The sequence below is a fragment of the Lentzea guizhouensis genome (genome assembly GCF_001701025.1).
In the GTDB taxonomy this organism is placed as follows: Bacteria; Actinomycetota; Actinomycetes; order Mycobacteriales; family Pseudonocardiaceae; genus Lentzea; species Lentzea guizhouensis.
The window spans coordinates 540,778-558,480 of record NZ_CP016793.1; the positions used below are offsets into that span (position 1 = coordinate 540,778).

The window sequence follows — 17,703 nt, forward strand, 5'->3', positions numbered from 1 at the left end:
CCAGCCTGCGCGGGCGGCCTCGATTCCCCCTCGGGTCACAACTGGCACTACAGGGGTGTTTGAGCTGCGCGAACAACACTCAGCGCGTCCGCTGCCCACCTGACCGGAGGCGCCACCCATGAACGTCCGCAAGAAGGCACTGGCCGCCGTGGCCGTCTGTGCGCTCGCCGTCCCCGTCGTCGCCGCCGGCGGCGCCACCGCCAAGCCGAACTACGAGGACGCCCTCGTCGGCCGCTGGGACCTCACCGTCACCATCCACATCGAACAGCCGCCGCTGCTGACACCGCTGTTCTGCGACTTCACCGCCGACTACCAGCTGCACTGCGAGACGAAGCCGGGCTACCCGGACCCGCTCGAGGGCCGCGGCGTGTGGACCGCGCAGAAGGACGGCCAGTTCAGCTTCTGGATCACCCACCACGCCCACCGCGACGCGAACGGCAACCCGGTCGGCTCGATCAACGCGAGCCACCTGGGCAAGATCAGCACCAACAAGAAGAAGTTCACCACCAAGGCGCACACCTACATCGACATGAACGACGGCAGCCCCTGGCAGGGCCCCGTCAACGTGGACGGCGCCGCGTTCCGCATCTAGACCTCCGCCACGCAGAAGGCCTCTCAGGGACTGCTGAGGGGCCTTTTCCGTGCCCGCACAACGCAGAAGGCCCCGGACCAGGTGGTCCGGGGCCTCTGAGGTGGGGGACTACGCCTTGGCGGTGTCCTCAGCGCCTTCCTCGGCGGCGTCCTCGGCGGGAGCGCCCCACTCCTCCTGCTTCAGCCAGCGAGGCAGGAAGGAGGCCAGCAGCAGCGCGAGGGCCGCGAAGCCGAAGCCGACGTACAGCGTGGTGCGGAACGCGCCCGTGAAGGACTCACCCGCGGCCTGGTGCGTGTACCTGTCGGCGATGGCCTTGGCCTGCGCGTCGTTCTGCAGCGTGGTGCACGCCGCCGCGCCCGCCTCCGGGGTGCCGGCGAAGTTGTTGCTGCCGCACACCTTGAAGGCGTTGGTCAGCTCGTCGGCCTTGCCCTCGGCCACACCGGCCGCCACGAGCTCCTGGCGGACCTGCGGGGCCAGCGAGTCCACGTTGGTCGCGCCCTGGGAAGCGAGCGGCGCGAAGAACGCGAGGGTCACGACCGAGATGCCGACCGCGAAACCGAGCTGCTGCTTGGTGTTGATCAGGCCCGACGCCGCACCCGCGTCCTGGTGCGGCACCTCCTGCAGTGCGAACAGCGCGATCGGGGTGGCCGTCATGCCGAAGCCGAGACCGATCAGCAGCAGCCCGGGCACGAGGCCCCAGCTGGTGATGTCGGGGCTGACGGTCAGCAGCATCACCGCGACACCGATGGCGATCACGACGGCACCGACCTGCAGGACGGCCCGGCCGAACTTCGGCACCAGCGCGACGACCGAGGCCGACGCGGTGATGAACGCACCGATGCAGAACGCCAGCAGCGTGACACCCGTGCGCAGCGGCGAGAAGCCCAGGCCCTCCTGCAGGAACAGGTACAGAGCCAGCATGAACATGCCGGTGAAGGTGAACATGCCCAGCATCAGCGCCAGCGCCGCGGAGAAGCTGCGGGACTTGAACAGGCTCAGCGGGATGAGCGGCATGCCGTCCTTGCGCTGCTTGGCCCGCTCGTAGGCGATGAAGCCGATGAAACCGACCACCGAGGCGGCCATCAGCACGAAGCCCCACGCCGGCCAGTGCAGCTCACGGCCGAAGGTCAGCGGGAACAGCAGGGCGGTGAGGCTGACCGTGGCGAGGACGACACCGATGAGGTCGAGGCGGATCTTGTACGGCGCCTTGGACTCGTTGATGTACTTCCAGCCGAGGACGTAGCCGATGATGCCGATCGGGACGTTGACGAGGAAGATCGTCCGCCAGTCCCAGCCGAAGACGTTCCACGCCACCAGCAGGCCGCCGACGAGCGGGGCGATCGTGGCCGCGAGACCACCGATGGTGCCCTGGATCGCGAAGACCGCGCCCTTCTCCTTGTCCGGGAAGGTGACGTGGATGATCGACATGACCTGCGGGACCATCAGACCGGCCGCGAGGCCCTGGGCGAGACGGGAGATCACGAGCATCTCGGGGTTGACCGCGATGCCGCACAGGAACGACGTGACGACGAAGCCGAGCACGCCGAGCTGGAACATCTTGCGGCGGCCGTAGATGTCGCCGAGGCGGCCGCCGGTGATCAGCGTGAGGGCGAACGCGAAGACGTAGCCCGCGGTGATCCACTGCAGCTGCACGAAGCTCGCGCCCATGCCGTGCTGGATCGCGGGGAGCGCGACGTTGACGATGCTGCCGTCCAGCATGTCCATGAACGTCGCGACGGTCATGATGATGAACGCGACCCAGCGGCGCGGGTCGGCCGCCGGCGCGTCAACGACCGCAGCCGCCTGCACACCGGCAGTCGCCGTTGGCGACTCCAGGTCGGGATTGGTATTGGTGGAGGTCACGATTTCTCCTCAGAAGGCTTGTTGCGCTGCGCACGACAGGCGATGGCTCAGGACTACTCGGGGTGGCGGAAAGCCGGTCGAGTTGAACGAGGTCCCACCTCCTGCCTGAAAGACGACTGCCGGTCGATGCCCCTCAGGGTGATCCCCTCCGCTTGAGTCCCGGTCAGGCCGCGGCGGAGTGGAACGCGGGCACGCCTGCGGCCCCGACGCCCGTGCAGTGGCGTCGGGGCCGATATTCCAGGCGTCAGTTCACAACGGACGCCGGGTAGGTGCGCACGGACGCGGTTTCGTACCGCAGCGCCACGTGGCTGGAGCAGCTCACCACGTCACGCCAGAACCGTTGCAGCGCACCACCCTCCGCGAGCCCGCCGGTGCCGGCGGCCCGCACCAGGCCGCCGACCGCGTCGACCAGGACCTCGGCCACGTAGGCGACGTTGCGCTCGTTGCGCGCCATCGCGGCCGGGGTGAACTCGCGGTCGTCGAGCACTCGGGCGTTCTGCTCCACGAGCAGCTTCGCCGACTCGACCTGGCCGGACGCGCGGACCAGGTCGACCGCGGACGTGACGGACTGCTTCTTCCCCGACAGCACCGAGACGCACGCGTCGAGCGCTCCCATCGCCGCGCCGACGGCCGGAGCGACGAACGTGAGGCCGCCGACCGCCTGGAACGGGACGTTGTGGCTCGGCACCGGCGACCAGCTGGTGCCGGTGAGCAGATCAGCACGGTTGAGCGACAGGTGGGACGGCACGAAGACGTCGTCCACCACGACGGCGTGACTGCTCGTGGCCTTCATGCCGACGCTGTCCCACGTTTCCAGCACGGTGAAGTCCTCGCGCGGCACCGCGAAGAAGCGGCCCTCGTCGCCGATCATGCCGCACAGCAACGCCCAGTCGGCGAAGTCGACGCCGCTGACGTAGGTCCAGCGGCCGCTGAGCCGGTGCCCGCCGTCGACGACCGTGCCCTTGCCCATGGGCGGCTGGCCGGTCACGACGAACGTGTCGGGGCCGGACGCCCAGATCTCGTCATGGCCTTCCTCGGGCAGCAGACCCGCGAACCGCGACGAGTACGCGGACAGCGACGCGCACCACGCCGCCGCCGAGCAGCCCTGGCCCACGGTGAAGACGGCCTCGGTCAGCTCCGCGAACGTGCCCTGCGCCCCACCGCGTCCGGCTGCGACGAAGTGCCGCGCGAACCCGGCGTCGCGCAGTGCCTCCACGACCTCGGGCGCCAGCCTGCGGGTGGCGTCGGCCTCGGCCGCGTGCTCCGCGGCGATCAGCTTCACCTTCTCCGCGGCCTCGGCCAGCCCTGTGTGTTGAGCGGTCACCTCGTCACCTCCTGTCGGTACGGCTCACGCGGCCTGGACGGGCAGGTCGCGGTGGATCGTGCGGGACTTGGTGTAGAGCTTGCCGTCGATGCGCACGAGCACGTCCTCGATGGAGAACGTCGGCTCGAAGCTGACGACGCCCTCGGCGGTCGTGCGGGTGACGAGCGAGGCGTAGCTGACGTTCAGCGTGTTCTCGTCGACCTCTTCGACCAGGTAGTGGTCGTTCCAGTGCCGCACGGCGACTCCCTTGTAGCGGGGCAGCGCGGCGCTGGCGCCGGCGATCAGGGCGGCACGGCCCTCGACCTTCTCACCGCGGTGGGCGTGGTCGGTGACCCCGTCCTCGGTGAACGTCTGGGCGTAGCCCTCCACGTCCAACGAGTCGAGCAGCCGCATCTGCTGGGCGTAGAACGTCTGGACCTCGATGTAGACCGCAACATTGGCGGCAACACTGACTGGGGACACGACAACTCCTCGGTCTGCCGGTTTCGCTACCGCGAATATGGGTGGCGGCACTGGACATCCGGTCGAGCCGTCCTGGTTCGACCTCGGTTCGATCGGCGGTCGAGACAACCCGGTCACGGTGGGTGCGACAGCACCTGAAACCCAACTCGCGAGGAGGGCCACATGGCCTCAACTCCCGATGTCGCCAAGTCGGTGACGGTCGAGGCGACGATCGAGCAGGCGTTCGCGATCTTCGCCGGGCGGCCGATCGAGTGGTGGCCCGAGTCGCACGTCTTCGTCAAGGACCGGCAGGCCATCACGATCGAACCGTTCGTCGGCGGGCGCTACTTCGAGCGCGGCGCGGACGGCGAGGAGATCGCCTGGGGCACCATCACCGAGTGGGACCCGCCGAAGCGCCTCGTGATGACGTGGCGGGTCGGCCCCTACTGGCAGCCGATCTTCGACGACGAGAAGGCCTCGTTCATCAAGGTGGACTTCGAGGTCGTCGGCCCGGCCACCACGAAGGTCACGCTGACGCACGCCGACCTGCACCGCCACGGTGAGATCGCCGAAGGCATCCACAAGGCCCTCGACGGTCCGTCGCCGGGCGAGACGCTGGAGAAGTACGCCGGCGTCGTCGAGCGTCACGTTCCCAAGGCGGCCTGAGACAGCTGGACACTGTGCCTTGTTTTGCTGGCGCGAGTTCTCAGGCACACAAAAGGAAACGGCCGCCCCAAGCCTCCGGGGCGGCCGTTTCCCGTTGTCTCAGGCGCCGAGCTCGAGCGCCTCGTCGTCGGTGCGGTCGACGACGTTCTTCACGTCGACGATGCGGCTGAGCTGCTTGACGAGCTGGGCGGGCGTGCGGCCGGGTTGCAGGTCGACCACGACGTCGAGGCGGGACAGGTCGCCGCGGTCGGCCGGGCCGAGGCTCAGCGACTCGACGTCGACGCCGCGGCTGGAGAACAGCACCACGACCCGGGCCAGCGCGCCCGGCTCGTTGCGCAGCAGCAGGGAAAGCGAATGTCTGGTCATCACTCTTCCTCGTCGAACAGGGGGCGGATTCCTCGTGCGGCCATGACCTCGTCGTTGCCGGTGCCCGCGGCGACCATCGGCCAGACCTGGGCGTCCTGTCCCACCACGAAGTCGATGACGACCGGCCGGTCGTGGACGGACATGGCCTCGAGGATGACGTCGTCCACTTCGGACTGGCTCGTGCACCGCAGGCCGACGCAGCCCAGCGCCTCGGCGAGCTTCACGAAGTCCGGGTGCCGGTCGTGGGTGCCGAGCCGGGTGTTGGAGTAGCGGCCGTCGTAGAACAGGGTCTGCCACTGCCGGACCATGCCGAGGTTGCCGTTGTTGATGATCGCGACCTTGATCGGGATGCCCTCGGCGGCGCAGGTGGCGAGCTCCTGGTTGGTCATCTGGAAGCAGCCGTCGCCGTCGATCGCCCACACCGTGCGGTCCGGGACGCCGGTCTGCGCGCCCATCGCGGCGGGTACGGCGAACCCCATCGTGCCGGCGCCGCCGGAGTTGATGAACGAGCCGGGGCGTTCGTAGCGGACGTACTGCGCGGCCCACATCTGGTGCTGGCCGACGCCCGAGGTGTAGACGGCCTCGGGGCCGGCGAGGGTGCTGAGCCGTTCGACGACGTACTGCGGGGCGAGCGAACCGTCTTCCGGGTGGTCGTAGCCGAGCGGGTAGGTGGTGCGCAGACCGTCCAGGTAGGACCACCACGCGGTGAGGTCGGGGACGTGGCCGACGACCGCGTTGAGCGCGGCGAGCACGTCGCGGCAGTCGCCCACGATGCCGACGTCGGCCTTGCGGTTCTTGGAGATCTCGGCGGGGTCGATGTCGGCGTGCACCACCGCGGCGTGCGGGGCGAAGTGCGGCAGCGACCCGGTGACCCGGTCGTCGAACCGGGTCCCCAGCGCGATCAGCAGGTCGGCCTTCTGCAGGGCGGCCACGGCGGGCACCGTGCCGTGCATGCCCGGCATCCCCAGGTGCTGCCGGTGCGAGTCGGGGAACGCGCCGCGTGCCATCAGCGTGGTGACGACCGGGATGCCGGTCTTGTTGGCCAGCTTGAGCAGTTCCGCCGCGGCGCCGGAGCGGACCACTCCCCCGCCGACGTAGAACACCGGCCGTTGCGACGTTCCGATGAGCTGCGCGGCGTTGCGGACCTGCACCGGCGAGAGCACCGGCCGGGACGCTGCCGTGATCTGGGGCGGCGTGTAGGTCGTGGCGGCAGCGAGCACGTCCTTGGGCAGGTCCACCAGCACCGGGCCCGGCCGTCCCGAGGAAGCGAGCTGGAACGCCTCGGCGATCACCCGCGGGATGTCGGCGGGGTCGAGCACCTGGAAGCCGTGCTTGGTGATCGGCAGCGTGATGCTGCGGATGTCCGCCTCCTGGAAGGCGTCCGTGCCGATCACCGACCGGCTGACCTGGCCGGTGATCGCCACGATCGGCACGGAGTCCATGTACGCGTCGGCGAGCGGGGTGACCAGGTTCGTCGCCCCCGGACCCGACGTCGCCATGCACACGCCCACCCTGCCGGTCGCCTGCGCGTACCCCTGCGCGGCGTGGCCCGCCCCCTGCTCGTGGCGCACCAGCACGTGCCTGATCTTCGAGTCGAACAGCGGGTCGTACGCGGGCAGGATCGCCCCGCCGGGCATCCCGAAGATCACCTCGCAGCCCACGTCCTCAAGCGCCTTGATCAACGCACCTGCACCGGTGGTCTCCACGATGTGCTCCCGACGGGGTTTCAGCCCGCGAGCTGACGCTCCAGCTGGCGAGGGGACAGGGGCTTGTCGAGCGACGGTTCCGAGCTCAGGATCGCCCGCTGCAACTGACGCAGCCTTTCGGACGGCTCAAGCCCGAGCTCCTCGATCAACGTGTCCCGCAGCGACTGGTAGGCCTCCAGCGACTTCCACTGCCGGCCCGCCCGGTAGAGCGCGAGCATGTACTGCGCGCACAGGTTCTCGTGCATCGGGTGCTGCGCGGTCAGCACGGACAGCTCGCTCAGCAGCGACTGGTGTTTGCCCAGCTGGAGGTCGGCCTCGATGCGCGTCTCCAGCACGCCCAGGCGGCTCTCCTGCAACCGGGTGACCTCCATGCCCAGCCGGACCCCGATCTGCACGTCCACCAGCACCGGCCCGCGCCACACCTCGGCGGCGCTGCGCAGCAACCGGCTCGCGGACTCCAGGTCACCGATCTCGAACGCGCGCTGACCCGCGGTCGCGAGCCGCTCGTAGCTGCGCACGTCCACGGCCTCCGGCGGCACGTCCAGCATGTAGCCGCCGTAGCGGGTCACCAGGACGTTCTTCGCGACACCGGGACCGTCCCCCGGCATGGCCGCCTCGATGCGCCGACGCACCTGCAGCACGTAGGTCTGCAGCGTGGTGAGCGCGCTGCGTGGCGGTGTCATCCCCCAGAGCTCTTCGATCAACGTCGGCACCGTGACGACGTGCCCGGCCTGCAACCCCAGCAGCGAGAGCACCTGGCGCGGCTTCACCGCGCTCGGCGCGATCGAAACACCGTTCTCCCGTGCCTCCAGCGGTCCGAGAACCTTGATCTCCATTGGAGCCTCCCCTGATCAGCGGCGGTCGACTTGGTCGTGCCACCAAGTTCACCTGAGCGGGGCTATCGCACGCCACGTATGCCGCCATGACTCTCGGATGGCGAACTACTGCGCCGGACGTGAGAAATTCATATGCTCAAACGAACCCAAACCGATCCGTCCGGTAATCGCGCGACCACACGCCGTGACCGTTAGCGAAAATACTGGTCCTTTTGCGTGAAATTGAGCTGTCAGTCAATGCAGCAAAACCATCTGCACCGATACAGTAAGTCGACCCCGGCTGCCCTGCTCTGTCTAGTATTCGGCCTGGGCGCGCGCTGTGAGTACGCGAGAGCCACGCCTGCTCTCGGGCGGTTTGCTCTTGGGGGGCACGTTGAATCCATCGCCTGCTACACCGAGATACCGCGCGATCATCGTCGCGCTCTTCGCCGGTGTCTGCCTGACCGACCTGACCCGCGCTCTGCTTCTCGCCGGCAACACCCCCGAATTGGTGGTCTCGGCCATTGATTTCTCACTACTTGTCGTACTGCAACTGACCTGTTTCGGGCAACTGCCGGTACTCCGCCGCCACCTCGTCCTGGCCGCCCAGGCGTTGCTGCTCGTACTCCCGTACGTCGCCTTCGGCCATTCCTGGGCCGGCGTGGCGGGCCTCGTCGCCGGCAACGCACTGCTCGTCCTGCGCCCGTTCTTCGGCTGGTCGCTCTTCGTGCTGACCGTCGTCGCCACCGGCCTCACCCAAGCCGCCCACGGCGAGGCCATGATGGCCACCGCCGCCACCGCCCTGCTGCTCGCGGGCCTGGCCACGGGTTTCGCCACGCACCGCCACCCCAACCCGCCTCCCACACACCCGGACCCGACCAGCCCGGCCGCCGGGCTCGACACAACTGACGCGGTCAATTCGGTCAACGCCACCGCCGTCCCCGTCGACGTCGCCGCCGAACGCGTCCGCGTCGCCCGCGACCTGCACGACCTGCTCGGCTACAGCCTCAGCGCAATCAAGCTCAAGAGCGAACTGGCGCACCGCATCGTCGCCGACCGCCCGGACCACGCCAAAGAGCACATCAGCGACATCCTGAACATCACCCACCACGCGCTGGCCGACGTCAGGTCACTGGCCCGCGCCTTCCGCCCGCTCTCCCTGGCGGACACCTCGGACTCCGCCAAGGCCATCCTCGCGGCCTCCGACATCGACGTCCGCGTGGAGCTCGACCACGACCCCCTCCCCGCGGCGGTCGAGACAGTCCTCTCCGCCGTCCTGTGCGAGGCGGTCACCAACGTCCTGCGCCACAGCGACGCCAGCACCTGCACCATCGGCGTCCACCAACGCGGCACCACCGTCCTGCTCGACGTCATCAACGACGGCGCCGCCCACCGCCCCACCACCCTCGACTGCAACGGCGTCCGCAACCAGGCCGAACGCGTCAAGGCGGTGGGCGGCACCTTCACCGCCCGCCACACGGGCACGGGCTCGTTCCACGTCCACGCGGCCATCCCGGCCACCCCTGACACCCTCTGACGCCCGCCCCCTCGGCGCCTCGCCACCCCTTTTGGCACCCCGGCCCCTAATGCAGCCGATATATCAGTGCTCAGACCCTTTGCCACCCCGCGTCGACCTGCACCTTTGCAACAGTTCGTTTGCAGACGTCGTCAAAAGACTCGTTGCAAAGGCGCAGCACGCCGAGCCCACGAGCGGCGTGCTGACCTGCACCCCTTGCAACAGGTCTTTTGCGGACGTCGTCAAAAGACCTGTTGCAAGGGCACGTTGCGAGGAGGGCCGGGCCGCGTCAGAACCAGCCGGACTTGCGAGCGATCCGCACGGCGTCGACCCGGTTGCGCGCGTCGAGCTTCGCCGTCGCCGCCGTCAAGTAGTTGCGCACGGTCCCGACTGACAGGAACAACGTCGTCGCGATCTCCATCGCGTCGGCGCCGTCGGAAGCCAGCCGCAGCACCTCCAGCTCGCGTGGCGTGAGCGGGCACTCATCGGTGTCCCAGGCCGACAGCGCGAGCTGCGAGTCGATCACCCGCCGCCCCACCGAGACGCCGCGGATGGCGTCGGCGAGCTCGCCGACGGGAGCGTCCTTGAGGATGAATCCGTTCACGCGGGCGTTCAACGCGCGGCGCAGGGTTCCCGGCCGGCCGAGGCTCGTGAGAATGAGCGTGCGGGTGTCCGGAGCGGTGTCGTGGATGACGGTGGCGGCGGAAAGTCCGTCCATGCCCGGGAGGTCGATGTCGAGGACCGCCACGTCCGGTTTGTTCTTCTCCACCGCCGCGATGATTTCGTCACCGGTCGCGACGGAGGCGACGACCTCAATATCCGGTTCGAGATTCAACAAAGCGACCAAAGCGCCGCGGACCATTTGCACGTCCTCGGCGAGCAGCACTCTGATCATCCGACCCCCTTGCTTACCCCCAGGTCACCATTTTGAGTTTTACACTCGGTGACCATGCAGGACAAGCATTGGGGCCGACTGCTCCGAGCATTACTCCGAACGCGCTATGAGTAATTAACATCGCTTATCGGTAGATGACCGGCGGTCACCGGACGCTCACTCGCCGCTCGGTTGGCGAAACGCGAACCGGTCCGCTCGAGCGACACCCGAGCGGACCGGTGGACCATCCGTTTCCGCCACATCTCGCGGCGGAAACGGCAGAACGGACTTCCCCCCGGCTCAGCCGAAGATCACCGCGTTTCACCCCACCGCTCCAGCAGTTCGAGACCACCGTCGACGGTGATCACCTGACCCTGGATCCAGGAGGCTTCGTCGGTGCACAGCAATGCGACCGCGTTCGCGATGTCCTGCGGCAGCGTGACCCTGCCGGACGGGCTCTTGATCGCGAGCCGGTCGACCAGGTCCGGGTCGATGTTCATCGGGCCGTTGTCGACGACGGTGGTGACGACGGCGTTGACGGCCACCCGGTACCAGGCCATCTCCAGCGCGAGCGTGCGGATCACGCCGTGCACCGGCGTGACCGTGTAGCCGGCGATGACCACCCGCCCGCCGTCGACGAACGCCTTGGCCAGCGGTTCCACGACGTTGAGCAACGGCGTGAGGTCCGGCGACACGGCGTGGTGCACGAACATGTCGAGCTGTCCGCGGTCCTGCTTGATCTGGTCGAGCAGCAGACGCACCGAGTGCTCGTCGGCGATGTCCAGCTGGGTGACCGTCACCGAGCCCGGCTTCCCGGCGAGCACGAGCTTCGCGCGCTCCAGGTCGGGGTCGTCGGCAGAGGTCGTGAGGATGACGTGGGCGCCGTTGTCGCAGAGCTTGCTCGCGATGGCGAGACCGAGCCCGTGGGTCCCCGCCGTCACCAGCGCGAGCTTGCCGTCGAGTCCCAGGCGCGTGTTGACCGGTTCGATCATGATGCTGACCACCTCGTTGTCCGCGTGGTGATCGACGTTGCGCCTGGTCACTAGGGCCGAACTCGACTACTTCTTGCGCAGGCCCTCCAGCACGCGCAGGATCGCGGTCTCGACCTCGCGGCCGGTGCGCTTCGGGTCGGACGAGCTGGCGATGGTGCTCGCGCCGGCGGACAGCGCACCGAACAGCAGCCGCGCCATGATCTCCACCGGCGCCTCCTCGATCTCGCCGGCGTCCACCAGCAGCTGCACCGCGGTGCGCAGCAGGCCGAAGCTGAAGTGCTCCTCGGCCTCGCGCCAGCGTTCCCAGCCCATCACCACCGGCGCCTCGTGCACGATGATCCGCTGGTATTCGGGGTCGAGGCATTTGCGGACATAGGCACGCAGACCCGCGACCGCGACGTCCCACGGTTCGCCCTCGCCGGTGACCAAGGCGGTCAGCGACTCGATCGACTTCGTCTCGACCTGTGCGAAAGCAGCTTCGAACAACGCCTGCTTGCCGCTGAAGTGGTGGTAGAGCGCGCCTTTCGTCACACGGGCGCGTTTGACGACCTCGTCGAGCGAGGTGCCGGCGTAGCCGCGCTTGGTGAAGAGGTCGACCGAGCTGTCGACCAACGCCTGCCTGGTCGACTCCGAGTACTCGGCGCGTCGTGTTCGCACGACCGAAACGTATCTCACATACCGACGGTACGTACCGGTGGTATGGTCGTGTCATACCGAGGGTATGCGAGAGACCGGGGGTACGAACCATGACTTGGGCGAACCACTACCGCCGCCGTGACGCGCTCGACGCCGTGCTGCACGACGCCCGCCGCGACCCGTCCGCTCCGCTCATCGTGGATCCGGACGTCTTCTCCTCGCTCGACGAACTGCTGCTGGCGCTGCAGCACCGCTGGACCAACAAGCTGACCGCGCGCATGGAGACCGCCGCACTGGACGGCCCCGTCGACGAGGAACGCGTCACCGCGGAGCTCGCCGCCGACGAGCCGGTGTTGCGAGCGGTACTCGACGCCCACCTTCCGCTCGACAGTTACCGGGCGGTAGGAATGACTCCATGAGTCGTTGGACCGACGCAGCAATCCCCGACCAGACCGGCCGCACCGTCCTCGTGACCGGTGCGAACTCGGGCCTCGGCCTGCGCACCGCCCAGGTGCTCGCGGCCAAGGGCGCCCACGTGCTGATGGGCTGTCGCTCCGCGGAACGCGGCGCAGCAGCCCTGCGGCAGGTCGAGGGGTCCGCCGAGGTCCTCCCGCTCGACCTCGCCGACCTGAGCTCCGTGCGCGCCGCCGCGGACCGGGTCAGCTCGCTCGACCTGCTCATCAACAACGCCGGCATCATGGCCGTCCCGCACGGCAGGACGGTCGACGGCTTCGAGCGCCAGTTCGGCACCAACCACCTGGGTCACGCCGCGTTGACGTTCCTGCTGCTGCCCGCGCTGCGGCAACGGCCAGGCGCGCGCGTTGTGACCGTGGCGTCCCTCATGCACAAGTACGGCCGCATGAGCTTCGACGACCCGAACTGGGAACGCCGCACGTACAACCCCGCCGCCGCGTACTCCCAGTCCAAGCTCGCCAACATCCTCTTCGCCCGCGAGCTTGACCGCCGCTGCGCCGACGTGACGTCGATCGGCGCGCACCCCGGCATGACCGCGACCGAGCTGACCAACAACATGGCCAGCGCGCACAGGTCGTCGGTGATGCGCATCGGCGGCCGCCTCAGCCACCTGTTCTCGCAGTCCGTCGAGATGGGCGCGCTGCCGCAGCTCTACGCGGCGACCTCACCGGACGCGCGCGGTGGCCAGTACTACGGACCGGGAGGCTTCAACGGCTTCCGCGGCCACCCCGCGGTCGCCGGGATGACCCCGGCGGCTCGCGACGACCTCGCCGCGAGCCGCCTCTGGGACCTCACCGTCAAGCTGACCGGGATCACCCCCGACCTGCCCTAGATGAGAGGTGCTGAGGCCGGTGCCTTCGCCTGGGGGGAGGTGGAAGACACCGGCTACCCGGTCGTCACCTCCGGGCAGGGAACATCTTCAACCGGTTGTTGTTGTTCATGGTCGACACCAACTGTGTGAACAACAGATCGTGAACAACGGAACTGCTCCACGCGCGTCCGGTTCCGGGTCTCACCTCGACCTGGTCGTGCGTGACGCCGGACACGCGGAGGCGCAGCGTAGGGTGAGGTGGTGACTGTGGTACCGGAGGGTCGGAAGCTGCTGCGGCTCGAGGTCCGCAACAGCCAGACGCCGATCGAGAAGAAGCCGTCTTGGATCAAGACGCGCGCGAAGATGGGCCCCGAATACCGGGAGCTCAAGGGTCTGGTCAAACGCGAAGGCCTCCACACGGTCTGCGAAGAGGCCGGCTGTCCCAACATCTACGAGTGCTGGGAAGACCGCGAGGCCACGTTCCTGATCGGCGGTGAGCAGTGCACCCGGCGCTGCGACTTCTGCCAGATCGACACCGGCAAGCCCGCCGACCTCGACCGCGACGAGCCCCGCCGCGTCGCCGAGTCGGTGCAGGCGATGGGTCTGCGCTACTCGACCGTCACCGGCGTCGCCCGTGACGACCTGGCCGACGGCGGCGCGTGGCTGTACGCCGAGACCGTCCGCCAGATCCACGAGATGAACCCCGGAACCGGCGTCGAGCTGCTGATCCCGGACTTCAACGCGGTGCCCGAGCAGCTCGCCGAGGTCTTCGAGTCCCGGCCCGAGGTGCTCGCGCACAACCTGGAGACGGTGCCGCGCATCTTCAAGCGCATCCGTCCCGCGTTCCGCTACGAGCGTTCGCTCGAGGTCATCACCAAGGCGCGCGAGTTCGGCCTGGTCACCAAGTCGAACCTGATCCTCGGCATGGGCGAGACCCCGGAAGAGGTCACCGAGGCGCTCAGCGACCTGTACGACGCGGGCTGCGACATCATCACGATCACCCAGTACCTGCGCCCGTCGCCGCGGCACCACCCGGTCGAGCGCTGGGTGAAGCCCGAGGAGTTCGTCGAGCACAAGGAGATGGCCGAGAAGATCGGCTTCCTCGGTGTGATGGCCGGTCCGCTGGTCCGCTCCTCCTACCGCGCCGGCCGCCTGTACGCCGAGGCCAAGCAGAAGCGCGGCGAGGAGCTGCCGGAGAACCTCCAGCACCTGCTCACCGTGTCGGCCTCGCAGGAGATCACCAGCCTGCTCGCGCCGCGCTGACGCCAAGCTCGCTGCACTGAGCACGGTGCCGCCGAGCTCCGCAACGACCGCGCTCAGCTGATATATCGGCAGTTCACACCGCCGGTACCAGCTGGGCGCTTTCGTTTACCCGCCCCTTTGCAATGAGTCGTTTGCGGACGTCCGCAAACGTATTTTGCATGAGATGAGCTGGCGCCCGACTGATATATCGGTGGCATTGCTGCAGCTCACGGACCAGGAAGCTAGCTGCGACGGACCTCGCCGACGACGACGCCGTCGAGCTCGCGGATGAAGTCGGCGCCGAACGCGCTGGACGGCGTGTGGGCACCGGGTGCGACGCCGTCGAGCTTGCCGATGGCGCGCAGCACGGAGTCGGCGGTGAGGCTGTAGGCGTTCGGGGTGGTGATGGCGCACTCGACCTTGGTGTGCGCGTCCCAGGCTTCGCCGAAGACCTCGGCGCGGGTGTTGGCGCGCTTGCGTTCGTCAGGCCCCTTGACCTTGGCGGCGGCGGACTTGGCGACGTTCTGCACGAGCGGTGTCTGCAGGATCGGCGCGAACACCTGCTGGAGCTGCCCCAGCAGGCCGGGCACGAGGGTGAACGTCGTGATGTTCGGGATGCCGGTGGAGCGGTAGGCGGTGCTGACGTCGCCCCACGGGATGCTGCCGACCTCGCGCGGGCCGGAGCGGAAGTAGGCCGTGCGGCGGCGGTGTCCGATGCGGACGCTCTTCAGCTCGCCGTCCTCGCGGATCCGGCCACCGACGGCGGCGGCCTCGACGGAGGTCTTGGTGGTGCCCGCGGAGGCTCCTCCCCCGACGACGAAGGCGAGGTCGAGGTGGGTCGCGGTCGGGAGGGCGTTCTTCAGGATCGCGGCCGCGCAGTCGGTGGGCACGACGTCGAAGCCGGCGCCGGGGAGCAGCACGATGCCGGCCTTGCGCGCGTCGATGTCGCGTAGGCCGATGGACTCGAAGACGTCGATCTCGCCCGTGATGTCGAGATAGTGCGTGCGGGTCTTGAGGCAGGCGTCGACCATCGCGGTCGCGGTGTGTGCGAAGGGGCCGGCGCAGTGCACGACGGCGTCGACGTCAGTCAGGTGCTCGCGCGCGTTCGACAGGTCGAACGCACGGTGCTCCAGCCCGAGCGCGGCGGCGATCGGTTCGACCTTCTCGGCGGAGCGGCCCGCGAGGACCGGGCGTTCGCCCCGTTCGACCGCGAGCTCGGCGATGAGCCGGCCGGTGTAGCCGTTGGCGCCGTAGACCATCCACGTCATGCCGCGACCTTACCGGCGAGTAGCGTCACGGGAAGCCACCAACGAGCCGATCAACATCAGCAGGCCCACGCCGATGACGGGCAGCGCCCAGAGCAGCCGGCGCTGGCGCAGGTCGGCGCAGATGTCCACATAGGCCGTTCCGACCGCGGCGGCGGCCGGCTCGTCGAAGCCGAACCCGAGGCCGTTGCCGCACGGGACGAGCGCCCCGCTCGGCGCCTCGACGGCCAGTTCCACGAGCAGGATCGCACTCCCGCCGAGCAGGAACGCGAGACCGACCACGACGGCGAACGTGCGCAGTGACATGAGAGGAAATTACGTCTCGAATGGACTGAGGGATAGCCCTGGTCAGCCGCATTGGGGTTGAACCCCTAATCCCCCGCTAAACGGCGTCCCGGCCCGGACCCGGCGTTGCGACGAGGATCTCGTAGCGCTGCTCCACTCGGCCGGATCGCGGATGCGGCGCAGCGGCACCGGTCTTGTGCCAGCCGAGCCGTTCGTACAGGCGCACGCCACGGACGTTGTCGATGAAGACGTGCAACTGCGCCGCCGCATAGCCGCGTTCGACCAGCAACCCTGGGAGCGCTCTCAGCAACGCCTCCCCGACGCCGTTGCCCCACGCGTCCGGGTGCACACCGACATAGTTGACGTAGGCATGATCGTCTGTCTGGTGTGGACCACCGGCCAGGAACCCGACCGGCTCATCACCTTCGAAGGCCAGCAGGAACAACGACGGCTCGTTCGCCAACGCGTTCTCCACGCCGGGACGGGCTTCCGCAAGCGTCGGCACCTCGGCATAGCCGTCACGCGCCGCCACGGCGTGCGCCCAGATGAGCGCGGCCGCGTCGACGTGCTCCGCTCCCCCTCGGATGATCTCCACGTGGGCCAGACCAGTCAGCCGAAGACGACGGGAAGCTGCCTGACGCTGACCATGATGTCGTTGTGCGTCACGACGGGCTGCTCGGCACCGGCGAACCGGGCGCGCGGGAACCGGGCGGTGAGCCGGCGCAGCACGGTCTCCGTCTCCAGCCGCGCGAGCCCGGACCCCAGGCAGAAGTGCGGGCCGTGCCCGAACGTCGCATGCCCCGTCGTGGCCCGGTCGATCCGGTACCGCGCGGCGTCCTCGTGCGCGACCGGGCACCGTCCCGCAGCGCCGAGGTTGATGAGCAGCAGTGTGTTCTCCGGAACCAGCACGCCGTCGATCTCGACGGGCTCGGTGGTGATGCGGTGCGTGGCGCTGCGGACCGGCGAGTTGTGCCGCAGCGTCTCCTCGACGACCACCGGCACCAGTGCGGGGTCGGCCGCGACCTTCTCCCACAGACCGTGGTCCAACGCGTCGTGCACGACGTTCGCGATGAGCGCCGCCGTCGTCTCGTGGCCTGCTACTACGAGAAGGAACGCCATCGCCATGAGCTCGTCGTGCGTCAACCGGTCACCATCGTCGTCGGCCGCCACCAACGCACCGAACAGCGAGCCCTCGTCCAGACCGTTGCCGCTCAGCAGAGCGTGGAAGTAGGCGCCCAAGGCGTCACTCGCCGGCTGCGACACCTCCGGCTCCATCGACATCATCGTCTCGATCAACGTGCGTACGCGCGCACGGTCGTCCTCAGGCACACCGAGCACCTCGCCGATGATGTGCAACGGCATCGGCACGGCCACCGCCTTGACGACGTCGACCACTTCCCCAGCGGGCAACGCGCCCACCAGTTCCGCGGTGATCTGCTCGACGCGCGGCGCGAGCCGGTGCACCGCCTGTCCGGTGAACGCCTTGGCCGCCAGCCTCCGCAGCCGGGCGTGCTGGGGGTTGTCGCTGTTGAGCATGCTCGGCCCGAACAGCCCCGCGAGCTCGGTCTGACCGCTGCCGAGCGCCGCGAGCTGACGCTTGATCTCCCGCTGCAGCGCGTCGCTGTCCTTGGACAACCGCTGGTCGGCCAGCAGCGTGCGGGTCAGCTGCAGCCCGGCAGTGACGACCAGGAGCTGGACGCCGTTGGGCAGCGTGGCGGGGTGCACCGGCCCGGCCGCGCGCGCCTCGTCCTCGATGCGGTGGTGCTCACGGGCCCGCAGCTCCCCACCGGCCAGCAGGTTCGTCATGTCCGTCCCCCTCGGTCCCATCTCAGCGC

General features: G+C 68.8%; 19 protein-coding genes. 6 read left to right on the plus strand and 13 right to left on the minus strand.

Annotation, left to right across the window (positions count from 1 at the left end; translation table 11 throughout):
* The first annotated feature begins 118 nt into the window (after positions 1-118).
* Entirely contained in the window at positions 119-592 is a 474-nt protein-coding gene (locus BBK82_RS02605; RefSeq protein ID WP_065913543.1) for a hypothetical protein, read from the plus strand.
* Positions 593-700: 108 nt separating this feature from the next.
* On the opposite strand, the gene BBK82_RS02610 is transcribed toward BBK82_RS02605, so the two are convergent.
* The 3 genes from BBK82_RS02610 to BBK82_RS02620 all read right to left on the minus strand — a co-directional run bounded on the left by BBK82_RS02610 (position 701) and on the right by BBK82_RS02620 (position 4,241).
* On the minus strand, positions 701-2,455 hold the full coding sequence (locus BBK82_RS02610) for a DHA2 family efflux MFS transporter permease subunit (RefSeq protein ID WP_154697005.1): 1,755 nt from the start codon (positions 2,453-2,455) through the stop codon (positions 701-703).
* A gap of 244 nt (positions 2,456-2,699) precedes the next feature.
* Positions 2,700-3,779, minus strand: a complete 1,080-nt coding sequence (locus BBK82_RS02615) for an acyl-CoA dehydrogenase family protein (RefSeq protein ID WP_083267748.1) — start codon at positions 3,777-3,779, stop codon at positions 2,700-2,702.
* A 24-nt stretch (positions 3,780-3,803) separates the two neighbouring features.
* A complete protein-coding gene (locus BBK82_RS02620) occupies positions 3,804-4,241 on the minus strand; it encodes a nuclear transport factor 2 family protein (RefSeq protein ID WP_065913545.1) in 438 nt (145 codons plus the stop codon).
* A 162-nt stretch (positions 4,242-4,403) separates the two neighbouring features.
* On the opposite strand from BBK82_RS02620, the gene BBK82_RS02625 reads away from it, so the two are divergent.
* Positions 4,404-4,886, plus strand: coding sequence for an SRPBCC domain-containing protein (locus BBK82_RS02625; RefSeq protein ID WP_065913546.1), 483 nt, complete (start codon positions 4,404-4,406; stop codon positions 4,884-4,886).
* A 99-nt stretch (positions 4,887-4,985) separates the two neighbouring features.
* Here the strand turns inward: BBK82_RS02625 and ilvN are convergent, their stop codons facing one another.
* Genes ilvN through BBK82_RS02640 form a run of 3 tightly spaced genes read right to left on the minus strand, consistent with a single transcriptional unit; the run spans position 4,986 to position 7,794 of the window.
* Positions 4,986-5,252, minus strand: coding sequence for an acetolactate synthase small subunit (gene ilvN / locus BBK82_RS02630; RefSeq protein ID WP_065913547.1), 267 nt, complete (start codon positions 5,250-5,252; stop codon positions 4,986-4,988).
* Positions 5,252-6,958 carry an acetolactate synthase large subunit gene (locus BBK82_RS02635; protein ID WP_065913548.1) on the minus strand — a complete coding sequence of 569 codons (1,707 nt, stop codon included), beginning with the start codon at positions 6,956-6,958 and terminating at the stop codon, positions 5,252-5,254. The genes ilvN and BBK82_RS02635 overlap by 1 nt, the downstream gene beginning before the upstream one ends.
* 20 nt (positions 6,959-6,978) lie before the next feature.
* A complete protein-coding gene (locus BBK82_RS02640; RefSeq protein ID WP_065913549.1) occupies positions 6,979-7,794 on the minus strand; it encodes an AfsR/SARP family transcriptional regulator in 816 nt (271 codons plus the stop codon).
* A gap of 361 nt (positions 7,795-8,155) precedes the next feature.
* On the opposite strand from BBK82_RS02640, the gene BBK82_RS02645 reads away from it, so the two are divergent.
* Positions 8,156-9,310, plus strand: coding sequence for a sensor histidine kinase (locus tag BBK82_RS02645; RefSeq protein WP_154697006.1), 1,155 nt, complete (start codon positions 8,156-8,158; stop codon positions 9,308-9,310).
* 268 nt (positions 9,311-9,578) lie between these two features.
* Here BBK82_RS02645 and BBK82_RS02650 read toward each other — a convergent pair whose 3' ends face one another.
* The 3 genes from BBK82_RS02650 to BBK82_RS02660 all read right to left on the minus strand — a co-directional run bounded on the left by BBK82_RS02650 (position 9,579) and on the right by BBK82_RS02660 (position 11,812).
* On the minus strand, positions 9,579-10,184 hold the full coding sequence (locus BBK82_RS02650; protein ID WP_065913551.1) for a response regulator transcription factor: 606 nt from the start codon (positions 10,182-10,184) through the stop codon (positions 9,579-9,581).
* Between the two features lie 290 nt (positions 10,185-10,474).
* Positions 10,475-11,155 carry an SDR family NAD(P)-dependent oxidoreductase gene (locus tag BBK82_RS02655; RefSeq protein WP_154697007.1) on the minus strand — a complete coding sequence of 227 codons (681 nt, stop codon included), beginning with the start codon at positions 11,153-11,155 and terminating at the stop codon, positions 10,475-10,477.
* Between the two features lie 66 nt (positions 11,156-11,221).
* Positions 11,222-11,812: a TetR/AcrR family transcriptional regulator gene (locus BBK82_RS02660; protein ID WP_065920779.1), complete on the minus strand. Its 591-nt coding sequence runs from the start codon at positions 11,810-11,812 to the stop codon at positions 11,222-11,224.
* An 89-nt stretch (positions 11,813-11,901) separates the two neighbouring features.
* Between BBK82_RS02660 and BBK82_RS02665 the strand changes: the two genes are divergently transcribed.
* From BBK82_RS02665 to lipA, 3 genes are all read left to right on the plus strand, one after another.
* Positions 11,902-12,210, plus strand: coding sequence for a hypothetical protein (locus BBK82_RS02665; protein WP_065913553.1), 309 nt, complete (start codon positions 11,902-11,904; stop codon positions 12,208-12,210).
* Positions 12,207-13,097, plus strand: coding sequence for an oxidoreductase (locus BBK82_RS02670; protein WP_065913554.1), 891 nt, complete (start codon positions 12,207-12,209; stop codon positions 13,095-13,097). The genes BBK82_RS02665 and BBK82_RS02670 overlap by 4 nt, the downstream gene beginning before the upstream one ends.
* Positions 13,098-13,337: 240 nt before the next feature.
* A complete protein-coding gene (lipA, locus tag BBK82_RS02675; RefSeq protein WP_065920780.1) occupies positions 13,338-14,339 on the plus strand; it encodes a lipoyl synthase in 1,002 nt (333 codons plus the stop codon).
* A 221-nt stretch (positions 14,340-14,560) separates the two neighbouring features.
* On the opposite strand, the gene BBK82_RS02680 is transcribed toward lipA, so the two are convergent.
* The 4 genes from BBK82_RS02680 to BBK82_RS02695 all read right to left on the minus strand — a co-directional run bounded on the left by BBK82_RS02680 (position 14,561) and on the right by BBK82_RS02695 (position 17,674).
* The gene (locus BBK82_RS02680; protein WP_065913555.1) at positions 14,561-15,586 is read right to left on the minus strand and encodes a saccharopine dehydrogenase family protein; all 1,026 of its coding nucleotides are present in this window, start codon (positions 15,584-15,586) and stop codon (positions 14,561-14,563) included.
* A gap of 9 nt (positions 15,587-15,595) precedes the next feature.
* Positions 15,596-15,889: a hypothetical protein gene (locus BBK82_RS02685; protein ID WP_065913556.1), complete on the minus strand. Its 294-nt coding sequence runs from the start codon at positions 15,887-15,889 to the stop codon at positions 15,596-15,598.
* A 76-nt stretch (positions 15,890-15,965) separates the two neighbouring features.
* Positions 15,966-16,463 (minus strand): GNAT family N-acetyltransferase, encoded by a 498-nt coding sequence (locus BBK82_RS02690; protein ID WP_065913557.1) that lies wholly within the window; start codon positions 16,461-16,463, stop codon positions 15,966-15,968.
* 14 nt (positions 16,464-16,477) lie between these two features.
* Positions 16,478-17,674, minus strand: coding sequence for a cytochrome P450 (locus BBK82_RS02695; RefSeq protein WP_065913558.1), 1,197 nt, complete (start codon positions 17,672-17,674; stop codon positions 16,478-16,480).
* Positions 17,675-17,703: the final 29 nt, after the last annotated feature.

Excerpts from the sequence above, each read along its gene's own strand:
- BBK82_RS02650 (WP_065913551.1), bottom strand. The coding sequence starts at position 10,184 with ATGATCAGAGTGCTGCTCGCCGAGGACGTGCAAATGGTCCGCGGCGCT.
- BBK82_RS02685 (WP_065913556.1), bottom strand. The coding sequence starts at position 15,889 with ATGTCACTGCGCACGTTCGCCGTCGTGGTCGGTCTCGCGTTCCTGCTC.
- BBK82_RS02625 (WP_065913546.1), top strand. The coding sequence starts at position 4,404 with ATGGCCTCAACTCCCGATGTCGCCAAGTCGGTGACGGTCGAGGCGACG.
- BBK82_RS02680 (WP_065913555.1), bottom strand. The coding sequence starts at position 15,586 with ATGACGTGGATGGTCTACGGCGCCAACGGCTACACCGGCCGGCTCATC.
- BBK82_RS02655 (WP_154697007.1), bottom strand. The coding sequence starts at position 11,155 with ATGATCGAACCGGTCAACACGCGCCTGGGACTCGACGGCAAGCTCGCG.
- BBK82_RS02695 (WP_065913558.1), bottom strand. The coding sequence starts at position 17,674 with ATGACGAACCTGCTGGCCGGTGGGGAGCTGCGGGCCCGTGAGCACCAC.
- BBK82_RS02605 (WP_065913543.1), top strand. The coding sequence starts at position 119 with ATGAACGTCCGCAAGAAGGCACTGGCCGCCGTGGCCGTCTGTGCGCTC.
- BBK82_RS02670 (WP_065913554.1), top strand. The coding sequence starts at position 12,207 with ATGAGTCGTTGGACCGACGCAGCAATCCCCGACCAGACCGGCCGCACC.
- BBK82_RS02640 (WP_065913549.1), bottom strand. The coding sequence starts at position 7,794 with ATGGAGATCAAGGTTCTCGGACCGCTGGAGGCACGGGAGAACGGTGTT.
- ilvN (WP_065913547.1), bottom strand. The coding sequence starts at position 5,252 with ATGACCAGACATTCGCTTTCCCTGCTGCTGCGCAACGAGCCGGGCGCG.
- BBK82_RS02665 (WP_065913553.1), top strand. The coding sequence starts at position 11,902 with ATGACTTGGGCGAACCACTACCGCCGCCGTGACGCGCTCGACGCCGTG.